The sequence below is a fragment of the Sphingomonas sp. ATCC 31555 genome, from assembly GCF_000282895.1.
In the GTDB taxonomy this organism is placed as follows: Bacteria; Pseudomonadota; Alphaproteobacteria; order Sphingomonadales; family Sphingomonadaceae; genus Sphingomonas.
Genome location: NZ_ALBQ01000015.1, coordinates 1 through 15,768, shown reverse-complemented (window position 1 = coordinate 15,768; position 15,768 = coordinate 1). Strand labels below are relative to the sequence as shown.

Genomic DNA, 15,768 nt, shown 5'->3' with positions numbered 1-15,768 from the left:
TCACTCCAGCGATCGCGGCCCCAGGTTGGCGGGGATCGTCGCGCGATAGGCCGGCGCCACCCGCGCCTTGCTCGCCTGCTCATAGGCATGGCCGGCACGCAGCAGTAGGCCGTCGCTATGCGCCGTGCCGAGGAACGACAGACCGGCGGGCAGCCCGTTCACCAGCCCCATCGGCACGGTCAGGTGCGGATAGCCCGAAACCGCCGGCAGTTCGCTGGCCGAAGGGCCGACGAACTGGTCGCCATGCGCGGGATCGCTCAGCCACGGCGTGCCATAGGTGGGCGTGACAAGGATCTCCGCCCCCGCCGCTTTCAGCATCGCATCGATTCCCTCCGGCCCGGCCAGCCGCTGCGATGTCGCCCGCGCCGTCCTGTAGGCCGGATCGTCCAGCCCCTTGGTCGCTTGCGCCTTCAGGAAGGTCTCCTGCCCGAAGAACGGCATTTCGGCGGCGGCGTGGGCCTGGTTGAATGCGATCACGTCCGCCAGCGTCCGCACCTTCACCGCCGCGGGCGTCGTCGCCAGATAGGCGGCGAGGTCGGCCTTCAGCTCGGTGAACAGCACCAGCTGCTCCGCCTCGCCGATACCATCGAGCTTCGGCATTTTCACTTCGACCAGCGTCGCCCCCGCCGCCCGCAGCGCGGCCAGCGCCTGATCGAATCGCGCGGCCAGGTCCGCGGCCATGTCCGGCCGCCAATATCCGATGCGCATGCCCTGCAGCGCATCGGCACGAAGCCCCGCCGCATAGTCCTTGCGATAGGCGTTCGCCCCCTTGGTCGCAGGATCGGCGGGATCCTCGCCCACCATCGCGGAGAACAGCAGCGCAACGTCCGCCACGCTGCGGCCCATCGGCCCCGGCGTATCCTGGCTGTGGCTGATCGGCACGACATGGGTGCGGCTCACCAGCCCCAGCGTCGGCTTCAGCCCCACCAGCCCGTTCATCGCGGAGGGGCAGACCACCGATCCGTCGGTCTCGGTCCCCACCGCCACTGCCGCCAGGCTCGCCGCCGCCGCCGCGCCCGATCCGCTCGACGAGCCGCATGAGGTGCGATCGAGCGCATAGGGATTGCGCACCAGCCCGCCGACCGCGCTCCACCCGCTCATCGACCGATCGGAGCGGATGTTCGCCCACTCGCTCAGGTTGGTCTTGCCCAGTATCACTGCGCCGGCCGCGCGGAGCTGCGCCACCACCGGCGCATCGCGGCCGGTGCGGTTGTCCTTCAGGGCCAGGCTGCCGGCGGTGGTCGGCAGTTCCTTGGTTTCGATATTGTCCTTGATCAGCACCGGCACGCCGTCCAGCGGCCCCAGCACCTTGCCCGCCTTGCGCCGCGCATCGCTGGCGCGCGCCTGGGCGAGCGCATCGGGGCTCACCGCGATCACCGAACGCAGCGTCGGGCCTTTGGCATCGATCGCCGCGATTCGCGCCAGATAGGCCGCCGTCACTGCCGCGCTGCTGGTGCGGCCGGCGGCGAGATCGGCGGAGATCCGCGTCGCCGGCACTTCCTCCACCCGGATCTGCGCCACCGCAGGGCTGGCCGCCGCCAGCGCTAGCATCGCCACACCAAAGCGTCTCATCTCGCGTCCCCCCATGTTCGGGGCGGAGCCTAGCGGGCATCAGCCCTGGCGGAAAGTGCCATGAAAGCCGACAGGTAGCGCAGCATCGGCGCGCCAGCTCGCTACCGGACCCGCTTCCAGGCTACGGGTGTCGAGCACGTGCAACTCGGTCGCGCGGGCGGCCAGGTTGAGCGTCGTGCCGACGAGCCAGCCGTCGCCCTCGCCGCTGCCGCGCGGCACGAACAGGAATTCCTCCACCAGCTGGTCCGCGCCGAAGCGATAGCCGCGCGTGCCGCCTTTCTCCCAATCGACGATGCCCACGCCCTGTGCGAACGGCCGCCCCTTGCCGTACAGCCCCGAATAGCTGGTGAAGCGCCGCCGCTGCCCGGCCACGCGGCGATCGTTCTGCGGAAACTCGCCCACCGCGCCGCTGCGCATCAGCGTGCCGCGGCCATCGGGATGCAGCGCCACCATCGTTAGTTCGGGGCTCGGCATCGGCTGCGTCCTGCCGAGCAGCAGGTCGCGTGCCTCCGCCACGCCGAATGCCGGAGTATCGGAAAAGCACCCGTCGAAGCGGATCGTGCCGTCGCGTTCCTCCCAGGCGTCGCCCAGGTGGAAGAAGCTGAACGCCGGCAACTCGAACAGGCGGGTGCGGGCGGGATCATCCTTTTCCACCACCAGCACCTGCGTGCCGGCATCCGGCTGCCATTGCAGCAGGTTCAGATAAGGCGGGCGGCCAGGACCCTGGACCCAGGGTTGCAATACGATCACCAGGTGCCGGGCGGTGGCCGTGAAATCGTGGATATAGCTGGCGCGCGGCAGGCGCAGCGGCGTCGCGCCCGCCAGCGTGCCGTCGGGCCGCAACTTCCACAGCATCGCCCGCTCGCCGGCCAGCCCAAGGTTCCACACGGTGCCGTCCTGCTCGATGCGCGGATGGGCGAGGAACGGCATCTGCGCCAGGTCCGGCCGCAGCGTTTTCGGGCCGATCGTTGCCAGCGTGTCAGGGTCCAGCCGATAGGCCGATCCGCCTTCCCATAGCGCCCACAGCTCGCCGCCCGCCATCATCACGCTGGTGTTGGCGGCATTGGCGCTGTCCGGCCCGGTCAGGATTGCGCCCTCGCGCCCCGGCGTCCCGAAGCCCGGCATCAGCATGCGGCCGGCCTTGGCTTCCTGCCGCCGCTTTTCGGTATCGACGAAGCGGGCGGCCAGTCGTGCCTCGCCGTCGCCGATCGCGAAGCGACGCACCATGCCGTCACCGTCGAACCAATGGGTGGCCGCGGTATCGCCGCGCCGGAACTTAGCGGGGCCGTTGCGGTACAGCACGCCGCGCAGAGCCGCGGGCGCCCGGCCATGGAGGCGCCGCATCGCGCGGGGAGCGAGATCGGCCTCCACATCGGCGACGCCCAGCGTCCAGTCGGCCGGGAGCATCGCGGCGAAGGCGCGCTCGGGCGAAAGCAGCGCAGCGGCGCCGGCGGTGATGGCGCTGCCCAGAAAGGCGCGGCGGTGCATGTCCATCTCGGTCCTCCCCGGCTCAGCGCAGCGTGATCGTCTGGGTGGCGCCAGCGGCGGTCACCTCGAAGGCGGCGTCGGCCCAGGCGGGTTGGCCGGCCGCGCCCATCGCGTCGCGGGAGAAGCCGAAAGGCTCGGTCGGCATACCGAACGGGTTGCTGCCCATCCGCCCGTCGCCGTCCAGATCCTGGAACAGCTTCACCGCGTAGCGCCCGGGCGCCAGTCCGGCGATCTCCGCCGCCACGCGCGCCGGCGCGGCGTCGGCCATCGCGACGCGCACCGGCTTGCCCCCTTGCCACCCGGCCTCGTCATAGATCGCGATCATCACGCGGCCCTGATGCGTTTTCACCTGCAGCTCGATGGTGAGCGTCGCGCCCTGCAGGCCGGCGAGCGCGGGAAGCGGCTGCGCGGCGGCCAGGGCGGCGGCGAAAAGGATCCTGAACATCTGCGGCATCTCCATTCCGGGTTCGACTGGCGCCAGATGATCCGGCTAGGATAGGCGCGTCACCACGAGATGCGTCATCAGGGGGAAACAATGCGCGAGCTGCCGGGAAACGCCATTCGCGAAGCGCGAACGGCACCCGCAGTGCCGGATCACGCGCGGCGCGGCGTCGTCATCGCCACCGTCGCGGCGCTGGTGATGACGTTGACCGGCGCGTTCGACACCGACATGCTGGGGGTGGCGGCGCGGCTCGGCTATTGGCTGATCATCATGGAAGCCGGCGCGCTGATCGGCATGGGCGCCACCACGGCGATCCGCGGCTGGGGCGGGCTTGCCGCGCACCCCTGGCGCGAAGGCGCGGCGATCAGCCTGCTCATCGCGGCCCCGCTCACCCTGGTGGTGCTGGGCACCACCATCGCCTTTTTCGCGGGGAGCCGCGCCACCCCGGCAGGGATCGCTTTTCTGTTCGCGATGGTGCTGGCCGTCACTGCCGTGATCACCGCGATCAACTATGCCACTCGCCCCGCTCCGCCGGTCGCCGCGCGCGAATCGACCGCCGCGACGCCCGTCCCCATGCCGAACGCGGCGGAGCCGGAGCCGGAGCCCGCCGCACGCTCCCTGCCTCGCCTCACCGAACGCCTGCCGCCGCACCTGCGCTACGCCGAGGTCCACGCGCTCGAGGCAGAGGATCATTATCTGCGCGTCCACACCGCTGCCGGTTCGGCGCTGATCCTGCTGCGGATCGGCGACGCGGTCGCGGAGCTCGACGGGGTGGACGGCGCGCGCACGCATCGCAGCTGGTGGGTCGCTCGCCAGGCGGTGCGCGCGGTTGCGCGGAAAAGCGGCCGGGCGGAGCTGACCTTGCCTTGCGGCACGATCGCCCCGGTCAGCCGATCGGCCTATCCCCAATTGCGCGACGCCGGCTGGTTCGACTGATCCGGCGAAGCTCGGCAATATCGGTCGGGCGGCCGGCCACCGCAGCCGCTAGCGCGGAAGCGTCATGGAGGAAAAGATGCGGACGCCGCTCGAACGCTATCACGGCCGGATGCAGCGCGTGCTCGATCATGTCGACGCGCATGCCGACGACGCGCTCGATCTCGAGACGCTGGCGGGAATAGCGGCGTTTTCGAAGCATCATTTCCACCGCCAGTTCAGTGCGCTGTTCGGCGTTTCGGTGCATCGCTACGTCCAGCTCGTGCGGATGAAGCGGGCGTCGTACCGGCTCGCCTATCGGCCCGACAAGGCCGTGACCGACATCGCGCTCGACGCCGGCTATGAAGCGCCCGAGGCGTTCGCCCGGGCCTTCCGCCAGCGGTTCGGCCAGGCGCCGTCGGCGTTCCGCGCCGCCCCGGACTGGCAGCCATGGCATGCGGCCCTCGCGCCGCTCACCCATGCCAGGAGCCAGACGATGCCACCGCGATTCACCCCCGAAGATGTGACGATCCTCGCCTTTCCCGCCACCCCCGTCGCGCTGCTGTCGCATCGCGGCGATCCGGCGCGCCTGGGCGACACGCTCCGACGCTTCATCGCCTGGCGCAAGCTGCGCGGGCTGCGGCCGCCGGCGAGCGCCACCTACAATATCTTCCATGGCGATCCGCGCGGCGCCGCGCCGGAGGCCTATCGCCTCGATCTCTGCGCCGGCACCGCGCATCCGGTAGCGGATCCGGCGCACGGCATCGAACCGGGCCTGATCCCCGCCGGCCGCTGCGCGATGCTGCGCGTGATCGGCCAGGCCGACGATCTCGAGCCCGCCGCGCTGTTCCTCTACCGCGATTGGCTGCCCGCCAGCGGCGAGGAACCAGGCGACTTCCCGCTGTTCGCCCGCCGCGTCACCTTCTTCCCCGACGTGCCCGAAGACGCCGCGGTGACCGAACTATATCTGCCGCTGCGATAAGGATCGTCTACCACCGGTGGTGGTCCGCCCCGATTCATCCCCCAAAATTTATTTGCAGTTCCACCTTCGTTCCCTTGCCTTTTCGGAAGGCAAGGGAGGTCCGTGCGTCGCGGCCCTTCCGCTGCGGCGCCCGCGCCACGAGCCGAGTCATTTCAGCGATGAGTCGTTGCATTCGAACACCATTTGGGCTCTTGTGCCCGGACTCGGATTGGCACAATCTGTAGTGGTCGCACCAAGGGGCAAGCCCAAGCACTGGTAACCCGTCGCCCGCATTCCCAAATGCGGCATGGGCAGACTTGTGCCGGGCGCCGGGCCGATGGACACTTTTTGTTCTCGCGCAAACCCGGCTGGTGCTAGGATCGCTACGGTGCCCCGAGTCGGTAGTTGCGTGATGCAGGAAGACAGGGGTCCGAGGTATGGAATTCAGAGATAGTGAGACCAGCGTGAACGAGACCGCCACCATCGAAGCCGCCCCCGCCAGCACGGCGCTCGACAGCAAGGCGATCGCGCCGCAGCCCTATCCGGTCGAGGTCGATCATGCGCGCGACGCGCTGCTCACCGATTTCGGCAAGGAGACGCTGAAGGACCGCTACCTGCTCCCCGGCGAAAGCTATCAGGACCTGTTCGTCCGCGTTGCCTCGGCCTATGCCGACGATCAGGCGCATGCCCAGCGCCTGTACGACTATATCTCCAAGCTGTGGTTCATGCCGGCCACCCCGGTGCTGTCGAACGGCGGCACGGGCCGCGGCCTGCCGATCAGCTGCTACCTCAATTCGGTGCCCGACAGCCTGGACGGCATCGTCCAGACCTGGAACGAGAATGTCTGGCTCGCTTCGCGCGGCGGCGGCATCGGCACCTATTGGGGCAGCGTGCGCGGCATCGGCGAGCCGTTGAGGCCCACCGGCAAGACCAGCGGCATCATCCCCTTCGTCCGCGTGATGGATTCGCTGACGCTGGCGATCTCGCAAGGCTCGCTGCGCCGCGGTTCGGCCGCCTGCTATCTCGACATCTCGCACCCCGAGATCGAGGAGTTCCTCGAGATCCGCAAGCCCTCGGGCGACTTCAACCGCAAGGCGCTGAACCTGCACCACGGCGTGCTGATCCCCGACGCTTTCATGGAAGCGGTGCGCGACGGCGCCGAATGGGCGCTGCTCAGCCCCAAGGACGGCTCGGTCCGCAGCAAGGTCGATGCGCGCGCGCTGTTCCAGAAGCTGGTCGAGACCCGCCTCGCCACCGGCGAGCCGTACATCGTGTTCTCGGATCACGTGAACTCGACCATGCCGAAGCACCACCGCGATCTCGGCCTCAAGGTTTCGACGTCGAACCTCTGCTCGGAAATCACGCTGCCGACGGGGCGCGACCATCTCGGCAACGATCGCACGGCGGTGTGCTGCCTCTCCTCGCTCAACCTCGAAACCTGGGATCAGTGGAGCAAGGACAAGCGCTTCATCGAAGACGTGATGCGCTTCCTCGACAATGTGCTCACCGATTATATCGAGCGCGCGCCCGACGAGATGGCCCGTGCCCGCTATTCGGCGGAGCGCGAGCGCTCGGTCGGTCTGGGCGTGATGGGCTTCCACTCCTTCCTCCAGGCACGCGGCCTGCCGTTCGAAGGCGCGATGGCGAAGAGCTGGAACCTGCGCATCTTCAAGCACATCAACGCCCAGGTGAACGAAGCCTCGATGACGCTCGCGGCAGAGCGGGGCCCGTGCCCCGACGCGGCCGACATGGGCGTGATGGAGCGCTTCAGCTGCAAGATGGCGATCGCGCCCACCGCGTCGATCTCGATCATCTGCGGCGGCACCAGCGCCTGCATCGAACCGATCCCGGCGAACATCTACACCCACAAGACGCTCAGCGGCTCCTTCTCGGTGCGCAATCCGTATCTGGAGAAGCTGCTCAAGGAAAAGTCGAAGAATTCCGACGCGGTGTGGAATTCGATTCTCGAACAGGGCGGCTCGGTCCAGCACCTCGATTTCCTCACGTCCGAGGAGAAGGATTGCTACAAGACCAGCTTCGAGATCGACCAGCGCTGGATTCTCGAACTGGCGGGCGATCGCGCGCCGTTCATCGACCAGGCACAGTCGCTCAACCTGTTCATCCCCGCCGACGTGGAAAAGTGGGACCTGCTGATGCTCCACTTCCGCGCCTGGGAACTGGGCATCAAGTCGCTCTACTATCTGCGCTCCAAGTCGGTGCAGCGCGCCGGCTTCGCGGGCGGGGTCGAGGCTGACAACACGATCGAGAAGCCCAAGTTCGATCTGGGCGAAAGCACGGATTACGACGAATGCCTGGCCTGCCAGTGATCTGAAGCATGGTGGCGGTGCACCCTCACCCTCCCATTGCTGACGCAATGGGCCCCTCCCTCTCCCAAGGGGAGAGGGGTTTGGGGGTGCGCCCTACTGTCCCTCTCCCTTTGGGAGAGGGAAGGAGCCGCGCAGCGGCGGGAGGGTGAGGGTGATGCGCCTCTACCAGAACCAGCCCGCTGGTACGGTAGACCAGCTCCGCGCACTCCGGCGCACGCCCACCGATGCTGAGAAGCGCCTGCGCGAGGTGCTGCGAGAAGGGCTACCCAGCTATAAATGGCGCTTTCAGGTGCCGATCGGCCCCTACCGGGTCGATTTCCTCTGTTTTTCGGAACGTCTCGTGATCGAAGTCGATGGCGGCCAGCATGCGGAGGCCGCGGAATATGACGCTGCCCGCACCCGCTTCCTCGAAAGCGAAGGGTATCGGGTGCTGCGCTTCTGGAATCACGAGGTGTTGGGCAATACCGACGGCGTGGTGGCCGAGGTGGCGCGCCATTTGAAGGGTGCGGATCAGTGACGCAGGCCACCCTCACCCTCCCGCCGCTTCGCGGCTCCTTCCCTCTCCCAAGGGGAGAGGGACAGTGGGGTCGTCCTCAAGCCCCTCTCCCCTTGGGAGAGGGGAGGGGCCCGCGCGCGTCAGCGCGTGGGAAGGGTGAGGGAGGCCAGGCCGCCCCCCACCCCATCGCCTCAAGCTTCTTCTTCGAACAACTCCACCGCCACGTCAGCATTGGCCGACAGCCGCACCTTGTCGCCTTCGACCTCGGCGACCAGGCCGCCGGGGAGATAGTGATGGTGCCCTTCATGGCTGCCGGTGGCGCCTTCGACCTGCGCACCCGAGTCCTTCTTGGTCAGCTTGATGCGGTCGCCATCGACATGGTCGACGGTGCCGACATGGACGCCGTCGGCGCCGATGACTTCCATATGCTCCTGGATTGCGCTCAGATCTGCCATGGGTCTTCTCCTGCTTGGGGTTCGCGCACCGAACGCACGCGGTCGCGAAACGATGCACGCGGGCCTCGGGCGCGTCTGCCATACGCAGGGATAGCTGCATGAAGATCCGCGCCGCCTTTGCCCTTGTCTCCCTCGCCCTGCTCGCCGCCTGCGCGCACCAGGTGCCGAGCGCCGTGACGCCGCAGGCGCCGGGCTTCCTGCTCGGGCTGTGGCACGGCTTCATCTTCCCCGTCGCCTGGGGCCTGTCGCTGCTGTTTCCGGAGGTCGCGGTCTATGCGGTGCCGAACAATGGCGGCTGGTATGATTTCGGCTTCTTCATCGGTGTGGTGTTCCTCGGCGTCGGCGCGCAGGGTGGCCGCAAGGTCGTCTATCGCGAGCGCATCGTCGTGCGCGATGGGATGAAGACCGTCCGCGGACGGGTGATCGACCAATGACACGCACGCTCGCCATCCAGGCTGGCCTCGGCATCGCTGCGGGCACGGCAGGACTGATCGTCCTCCTCCGCCCCGCGGCGGCGCGCGGGCTGCTGCGCATGGAGGCCAGCGAGCCGGCGACCTATGCGCTGCGCATCGCCGGCATGATGCTGGTCGCGCTCGGCCTGTTCCTCACCGGCTTCGCGCTGGCCTTTGCAAGCGCGGGAGGGGTGGCGTGAGCCGAAGTTGGTCTGGCATCCCGGAGCTGAAGGCAAGCTATCGCGCGCTTGGAGTCGCGCGATTCTGGCTCCTCATGCTAGCGGTGCTTGCTTGGATTGTCCTTGGGACGTGGCTGACCATTTCCTTGGATTATCCGCGCGCCTTCGGCTCGACGTGCCATCGCAAGTGCATGTTTGAAAGTTACTGGTTCAGCACAGAGCTTATCAAGCATGGCAGCATACGCACCTACGCCCTGTTTGCCTGGTTGTGGCTAATGCCGGCGGCCGTGGTCGGCACTTTCATATATCGGCGCCTCAATCGCGCCTCTCGCTCACACTGATTTCGATCCGGAGTACCCCAGATGTCGCTTCTCGAAGCCCGCAAGACCTACAAGCCCTTCGAATATCCCTGGGCCTATGAATATTGGAAGCGCCAGCAGCAGGTGCACTGGCTGCCGGAGGAAGTGCCGCTGGGCGAGGATTGCCGCGATTGGGCGCAGAAGCTGACCGATCACGAGCGCAACCTGCTCACCCAGATCTTCCGCTTCTTCACCCAGGCCGACGTGGAAGTGCAGGACTGCTACCACGAGAAATACGGCCGCGTGTTCAAGCCGACCGAGGTGAAGATGATGCTCACCGCCTTCTCCAACATGGAGACGGTGCACATCGCGGCGTACAGCCACCTGCTCGACACGATCGGCATGCCCGAGACCGAATACAGCGCTTTCCTCCAGTACAAGGAGATGAAGGACAAGCACGACTATCTGAGCACCTTCGGCGTCGATACCGACGAGGATATCGCCAAGACGCTGGCGATGTTCGGCGGCTTCACCGAGGGGCTGCAGCTGTTCGCCAGCTTCGCGATGCTGATGAACTTCCCGCGCTTCAACAAGATGAAGGGCATGGGCCAGATCGTCACCTGGTCGATCCGCGACGAGAGCCTGCACTGCGAAGGCATCATCAAGCTGTTCCACACCTTCTGCAAGGAACGGAACTGCATGACGCCGAGCGTGCGCGACGACATTCTGGACATGTGCCAGAAGACCGTGCGCATCGAAGACGCGTTCATCGACCTGGTGTTCGAAATGGGCCCGGTGAACGGCATGACGCCCAAGGACATCAAGAAATACGTCCGCTTCATCGCCGATTGGCGGCTGGGCCAGCTGGGCATGAAGCCGATCTACATGATCGACGAGCATCCCCTGCCCTGGCTCGCCCCGCTGCTCAACGGCGTCGAGCATGCCAATTTCTTCGAGACGCGGGCGACCGAATATTCGAAGGCGGCGACGCGCGGCAACTGGAACGAAGTATGGGACAGCTTCGACAAGCGCCGTCAGGCCAAGACCAGCACGATTGCCAACGAAGACGCGATCGAAGGCGACATGTTCGCCAAAGCGGGAATTGCGGCGGAGTAAACATTAAATTCACCTGCGGCCGGGGCAACTCGGCCGCCATTTAACCACTTCCAACCTGACGAAAGGAGATAAAACAAAAAAGTTCTATTTTATGTGAATTGATGGGCAATATGAAGACACGAAAGCTGCAGTTTCTTTGGGCAATTCTCGATGGCGGAAGAATAGATCGAAAAGGCGGTCAGAATCCTGAAACCCACATAACGCAACTTCTCTACGATCTGAATGTAGCCCTTCATAATCATGAAGGACGAAAATTATGAACGCTGAAGTATTTTTGGACAAAAGAGGGTTATGGCGATGGGAAGTCCTAGACGGGGATGAAATATATCTCCGCTCGGGGAAACAGTTCGACTCTCAATCAGAAGCGCTACGCAACCTGAGAGAAGAGACCCACCTACTCAACCCGAAGGTGCAATTGCACTGACACAAAGGGCGGGAGCGCAACCTCCCGCCCTATTTCCTCCCTTTGAGCGGCTCGTCAGCGTCGCCGTCAAACCTTGTAAAGGCCGCATTGTCCTCTATATGTTCCACGCTCTTTGAAACCGTCGAACAGCAAGTACTTCCCGCACCTCGTGAAGCGGTGCCCCGCAACGTCGCAGCCGGACCGGGTCATGAAGTGAACCCGCAATACTTTCCGCCATTCGTCGCCCCGGCGAAAGCTGGGCCCTCCGACAGTCTGGGAGAAAACCGAACAGCGCTATTGCAGGAGATGCCGGCGTACGCTGGCATTATGCCCCACAAGCCTCCTCCGCGCCGCGCACGCAAAGATGCGCCTCGCCTAAACTTCCTAAACTTAAGCGCTGCACAACCGCTGCAGCCCGCCAGAGCACTTCACGAGCCTAAACTTCCTAAACTTAAGCGGCGCGCAACTGCGCCCCGACGAGCCGTGCTGAAACACGCCGCAAGCCTAAGCTTCCTAAACTTAAGGCCGCCGGCCAGGCTCAAAACAGCGCGATCAGATAGGTAATCAGGTCCGCCGTGCCGCTGGCGCTCACCGGCAACACCAGCAGGATCAGCGCATAGATCAGGAACATCCGCGTCAGGAATCGCTCGCGCCGCCCCGGCGTCGCGGGCAACGGCCTTGGCGGCTCGGGCCGGGGCCAGACGCGATTCTCGTCGAAGAACATTGCCCGGCAGGGTGCCGCAGCGCTGCTGCCCGCGCAACCGCCCCTTGGGCCAGTGGATGGGAATGCGCGGCCGGCACCCCCCTGGGCGAGTTCAGTCCAGATTCGGCCGCAGATAGCGCGTTGCCAGTTCCTCGCTGATGCCGCGGCGGACTGCATAATCCTTCAGCTGGTCCTGCCCGACGCGCGCGACGCCGAAATATTCGGCTTGGGGGTGCCCGAAATAGAAGCCCGACACCGCCGCCGTCGGCAGCATTGCGAAGCTTTCGGTCAGGCTGATGCCGGTGCGCTTATGGGCATCGAGCAGCCGGAACAGGATCGGCTTCAGGCTGTGCTCGGGGCAGGCCGGATAGCCCGGCGCCGGGCGGATGCCGCGATACTGCTCGCGAACCAGTGCGTCGTTGTCGAGCTGCTCGCCCTCGGCATACCCCCACAGCGCGGTGCGGACGAACTTGTGGAGCCGCTCGGCAAAGGCTTCGGCGAGGCGGTCGGCCAGCGCCTTGAGCAGGATGTCCGAATAATCGTCGATCGCCGCCTTGAAGCGGGCGAGATGCGGCTCGATACCGTGGATCGAGACCGCGAAGCCGCCGATCCAGTCGCCGTCATGATCGATGAAGTCGGCCAGGCACATGTTCGCCCGGCCCTCGCGCTTGGCGATCTGCTGGCGCAGGAACGGCAGGCGGACATGTTCCTCGTCGGGCAGATGGACGATCACGTCGTCACCCTCGCGGCGGCACGGCCACAGCCCGGCAACGCCGCGCGCGGTGAGCCAGCGCTCGGCGATGATCTTGTCGAGCATCTTCTGCGCATCGGCGAACAGCGAGGTGGCGCTTTCGCCGACCACTTCGTCGGTCAGGATCGCCGGATAGTTGCCGGCCAGTTCCCAGGCGCGGAAAAAGGGCGTCCAGTCGATATAGTCGCGCAGGTCCTTCAGGTCCCAGTCGTCGAACGTATGGACGCCCGGCAGGCGCGGCTTGCCTGGCTTGAGGGACATGTCCGCCTCGAAGGCGTTGGCGCGCGCGTCTTCCAGTGGCAGCAGCTCGCTCTGCCCCTTGCCGGCACGGGCTGCACGGACATGCTCATACTCGTCCGCCACCTTGGTGACATACGGATCGCGCTGCGTATCGGAGACGAGCGCCGTCGCCACGCCCACCGCGCGGCTGGCGTCCAGCACATGCACCACCGGGCCGGTATAGGCCGGGTCGATGCGCAGCGCGGTGTGGACACGGCTGGTGGTCGCACCGCCGATCAGCAGCGGCATCGTCATGTTCGCGCGCTGCATTTCCTCGGCGACCGTCACCATCTCGTCGAGGCTGGGGGTGATCAGGCCGGACAGGCCGATCATGTCGGCATCGTTGTCGATCGCCGCCTGGAGGATGGTCGACCAGGGCACCATCACGCCCAGATCGACCACGTCGAAGCCGTTGCACTGGAGCACCACGCCGACGATGTTCTTGCCGATATCGTGCACATCGCCCTTCACCGTGGCGAGCACGATCTTGCCCTTGCCCTTGGCGCCTTCCTCCTTCTCCGCCTCGATATAGGGGAGCAGGTGGGCGACGGCCTTCTTCATCACGCGGGCGGACTTCACCACCTGCGGCAGGAACATCTTGCCCGATCCGAACAGGTCGCCGACGACGTTCATGCCGTCCATCAGCGGGCCCTCGATCACCTCGATCGGGCGCGCGAAGATCTGGCGGCATTCCTCGGTATCCTCGACGACATGCGCGTCGATGCCCTTGACCAGCGCATGCTCGAGCCGCTTGGCGACCGGCCAGCTGCGCCATTCGGCCGCCTGCTTCTCCGCCACCGCATCGGTGCCACGATACTTCTCGGCCAGCGCCACCAGGCGCTCGCCAGCATCGGGGTCGCGGTTGAGCACCACGTCCTCGCACGCCACGCGCAGCTCGGGATCGATCGCGTCATAGACGTCGAGCTGGCCGGCATTGACGATCGCCATGTCCATGCCCGCGGGGATCGCGTGGTAGAGGAACACGCTGTGCATCGCGCGGCGCACCGGCTCGTTGCCGCGGAAGCTGAACGACAGGTTCGACAGCCCGCCCGAGATATGGACGTGCGGGCAGCGCTTCTTGATCTCGCGGCACGCCTCGATGAAGTCGACGCCGTAATTATTGTGCTCCTCGATGCCCGTCGCCACCGCGAACACGTTGGGATCGAAGATGATGTCCTCGGGCGGGAAGCCGATGCCGGTGAGCAGCTTGTAGGCGCGCTCGCAGATCTCGACCTTGCGCTGCTGGGTGTCCGCCTGGCCGACCTCGTCGAACGCCATGACGACCACCGCGGCGCCGTACGCCATGCACTTGCGCGCATGGATGAGGAACGCCTCCTCGCCTTCCCTTCATGCTGATCGAATTGACGATCGGCTTGCCCGAGACGCATTTGAGCCCCGCTTCGATCACCTCCCATTTGGAGCTGTCGATCATCACCGGTACGCGCGCGATGTCCGGCTCGGCGGCGATCAGCTTGAGGAAGGTGGTCATCGCCTCGACGGCGTCGAGCAGGCCCTCGTCCATGTTGACGTCGATCACCTGCGCGCCATTCTCGACCTGCTGGCGCGCGACTTCGACCGCGGCGGGATAGTCGCCGGCCATCACCAGCTTCTTGAAGCGGGCGGAGCCGGTGACGTTGGTGCGCTCGCCGATATTGACGAAGTTGGTGGAGGAAGGCGTGGTCATGATCTGGGTTCTTCTTCTCTCCCTCTCCCCATCGGGGAGAGGGCCGGGGAGAGGGCCAGTGTGTCGTGGATCGCGTGGGCAAGAAGGGCAGCGTTGTGCCCCTCTCCCAACCCTCTCGCCGGAGGGGAGAGGGCTATTACTCGGTCACGCCGCCATGGTGAACGGCTCGAGGCCCGCGAGCCGGGTCCGCACTTCGGGCGTGGGAATGCTGCGCGGGCTCAGCCCCTGCACCGCCTTGGCAATCGCGCCGATATGCGCGGGCGTCGAGCCGCAGCAGCCGCCGAGGATGTTCACCTGCCCGGCATCGGCCCATTCCTTGACGAGACCGGCGGTGGTCGCCGGCATCTCGTCATAGGCACCGAGCTCGTTGGGGAGGCCCGCGTTCGGATAGACCATGATCAGCGTGTCGCAGAGTGCCGACAGCGTCTTGACGTGCGGGCGGAGCTGCTCGGCGCCGAACGAGCAGTTGAGCCCGATCGTCACCGGTCTGGCATGGCGCACCGCGTGCCAGAACGCCTCGACCGTATGGCCCGAGAGGTTGCGGCCGGACAGGTCGGTCAGCGTCATCGACAGCATGATCGGCAGGTCGCGGCCAAGCGCCTCGCCCGCCTCGATCGCCGCCATGATGCCGGCCTTGGCGTTGAGCGTGTCGAACACCGTTTCGATCAGCACGAAGTCGATGCCGCCCTCGACCAGCGCATCGATCTGCTCGCGGTACACATCCTTGAGGTAATCGAAGTCGATCTCGCGATAGCCGGGATCGTTGACGTCCGGGCTCAGCGACAGCGTCTTGTTGGTCGGGCCCAGCGCGCCGGCGACGAAGCGTGGACGGCCGTCCTTGGCCTCGAACTCGTCGGCGATGCTGCGGGCGAGCTTCGCGCTCTCGATGTTGATCTCGCGGACCAGATGCTCGGCGCCGTAATCGGCCTGGCTGATCCGGTTGGCGGAGAAGGTGTTGGTCTCGGCGATGTCCGCCCCCGCCTCGAAATAGGCGCGGTGGATCGAGCCGGGCACCTCGGGCTTGGTCAGCGCGAGGATGTCGTTGTTGCCCTTCTGGTCATGGGCAAGGCCGAGAGTGCCCGCATAGGCGGCCTCGTCGAGCTTCCAGTTCTGGATCTCGGTGCCGAACGCGCCGTCGGTGATCAGGATGCGCTTGGCGGCTTCGGCCAGCAGTTTCTCGCGTGCAGTCATGGTCTTGTCCTTCGGTCTCCGCCTGCGCTCCCCTCCCGCTTGCGGGAGGGGTCGGGGG

Annotated in this window: 13 protein-coding genes and 1 pseudogene; 7 read left to right on the top strand and 7 right to left on the bottom strand. The window is 66.2% G+C overall.

Features of this window, described 5'->3' with window-relative positions; all coding sequences use genetic code 11:
- From B215_RS0108740 to B215_RS0108730, 3 genes are read right to left on the bottom strand one after another with little or no spacing between them, the layout of a single operon-like run.
- On the bottom strand, window positions 1-1,551 hold the full coding sequence (locus B215_RS0108740) for an amidase (RefSeq protein ID WP_019369269.1): 1,551 nt from the start codon (window positions 1,549-1,551) through the stop codon (window positions 1-3).
- Window positions 1,552-1,611: 60 nt separating this feature from the next.
- Entirely contained in the window at window positions 1,612-3,066 is a 1,455-nt protein-coding gene (locus B215_RS0108735) for a carotenoid oxygenase family protein (protein ID WP_019369268.1), read from the bottom strand.
- Window positions 3,067-3,082: 16 nt separating this feature from the next.
- A complete protein-coding gene (locus tag B215_RS0108730; RefSeq protein ID WP_201785393.1) occupies window positions 3,083-3,505 on the bottom strand; it encodes a DUF2141 domain-containing protein in 423 nt (140 codons plus the stop codon).
- Between the two features lie 90 nt (window positions 3,506-3,595).
- Between B215_RS0108730 and B215_RS0108725 the strand changes: the two genes are divergently transcribed.
- The 4 genes from B215_RS0108725 to B215_RS0108710 all read left to right on the top strand — a co-directional run bounded on the left by B215_RS0108725 (window position 3,596) and on the right by B215_RS0108710 (window position 8,219).
- The gene (locus B215_RS0108725) at window positions 3,596-4,438 is read left to right on the top strand and encodes a LytTR family DNA-binding domain-containing protein (protein WP_019369266.1); all 843 of its coding nucleotides are present in this window, start codon (window positions 3,596-3,598) and stop codon (window positions 4,436-4,438) included.
- 76 nt (window positions 4,439-4,514) lie between these two features.
- Window positions 4,515-5,396: an AraC family transcriptional regulator gene (locus B215_RS0108720; protein WP_026009096.1), complete on the top strand. Its 882-nt coding sequence runs from the start codon at window positions 4,515-4,517 to the stop codon at window positions 5,394-5,396.
- Between the two features lie 416 nt (window positions 5,397-5,812).
- Window positions 5,813-7,702 (top strand): ribonucleoside-diphosphate reductase subunit alpha, encoded by a 1,890-nt coding sequence (locus B215_RS0108715; protein ID WP_026009095.1) that lies wholly within the window; start codon window positions 5,813-5,815, stop codon window positions 7,700-7,702.
- A gap of 154 nt (window positions 7,703-7,856) precedes the next feature.
- On the top strand, window positions 7,857-8,219 hold the full coding sequence (locus tag B215_RS0108710) for an endonuclease domain-containing protein (protein WP_037513456.1): 363 nt from the start codon (window positions 7,857-7,859) through the stop codon (window positions 8,217-8,219).
- A 170-nt stretch (window positions 8,220-8,389) separates the two neighbouring features.
- Here B215_RS0108710 and B215_RS0108705 read toward each other — a convergent pair whose 3' ends face one another.
- Window positions 8,390-8,653 (bottom strand): DUF2171 domain-containing protein, encoded by a 264-nt coding sequence (locus tag B215_RS0108705; RefSeq protein ID WP_019369262.1) that lies wholly within the window; start codon window positions 8,651-8,653, stop codon window positions 8,390-8,392.
- A gap of 98 nt (window positions 8,654-8,751) precedes the next feature.
- Between B215_RS0108705 and B215_RS0108700 the strand changes: the two genes are divergently transcribed.
- The 3 genes from B215_RS0108700 (at window position 8,752) to B215_RS0108685 (ending at window position 10,699) form a co-directional block, all read left to right on the top strand.
- Complete coding sequence (locus tag B215_RS0108700) at window positions 8,752-9,087, top strand: hypothetical protein (protein WP_019369261.1); 336 nt, start codon at window positions 8,752-8,754, stop codon at window positions 9,085-9,087.
- Complete coding sequence (locus B215_RS0108695; protein ID WP_019369260.1) at window positions 9,084-9,305, top strand: hypothetical protein; 222 nt, start codon at window positions 9,084-9,086, stop codon at window positions 9,303-9,305. The genes B215_RS0108700 and B215_RS0108695 overlap by 4 nt, the downstream gene beginning before the upstream one ends.
- 341 nt (window positions 9,306-9,646) lie before the next feature.
- Complete coding sequence (locus B215_RS0108685; protein ID WP_019369258.1) at window positions 9,647-10,699, top strand: ribonucleotide-diphosphate reductase subunit beta; 1,053 nt, start codon at window positions 9,647-9,649, stop codon at window positions 10,697-10,699.
- Between the two features lie 941 nt (window positions 10,700-11,640).
- Here B215_RS0108685 and B215_RS0108675 read toward each other — a convergent pair.
- From B215_RS0108675 to B215_RS0108665, 3 genes and pseudogenes are all read right to left on the bottom strand, one after another.
- Window positions 11,641-11,826, bottom strand: coding sequence for a hypothetical protein (locus B215_RS0108675; protein WP_019369256.1), 186 nt, complete (start codon window positions 11,824-11,826; stop codon window positions 11,641-11,643).
- A 91-nt stretch (window positions 11,827-11,917) separates the two neighbouring features.
- Window positions 11,918-14,519 (bottom strand): annotated as a pseudogene (metH, locus tag B215_RS19850) (methionine synthase).
- A gap of 144 nt (window positions 14,520-14,663) precedes the next feature.
- The gene (locus tag B215_RS0108665) at window positions 14,664-15,710 is read right to left on the bottom strand and encodes a homocysteine S-methyltransferase family protein (RefSeq protein ID WP_019369253.1); all 1,047 of its coding nucleotides are present in this window, start codon (window positions 15,708-15,710) and stop codon (window positions 14,664-14,666) included.
- Window positions 15,711-15,768: the final 58 nt, after the last annotated feature.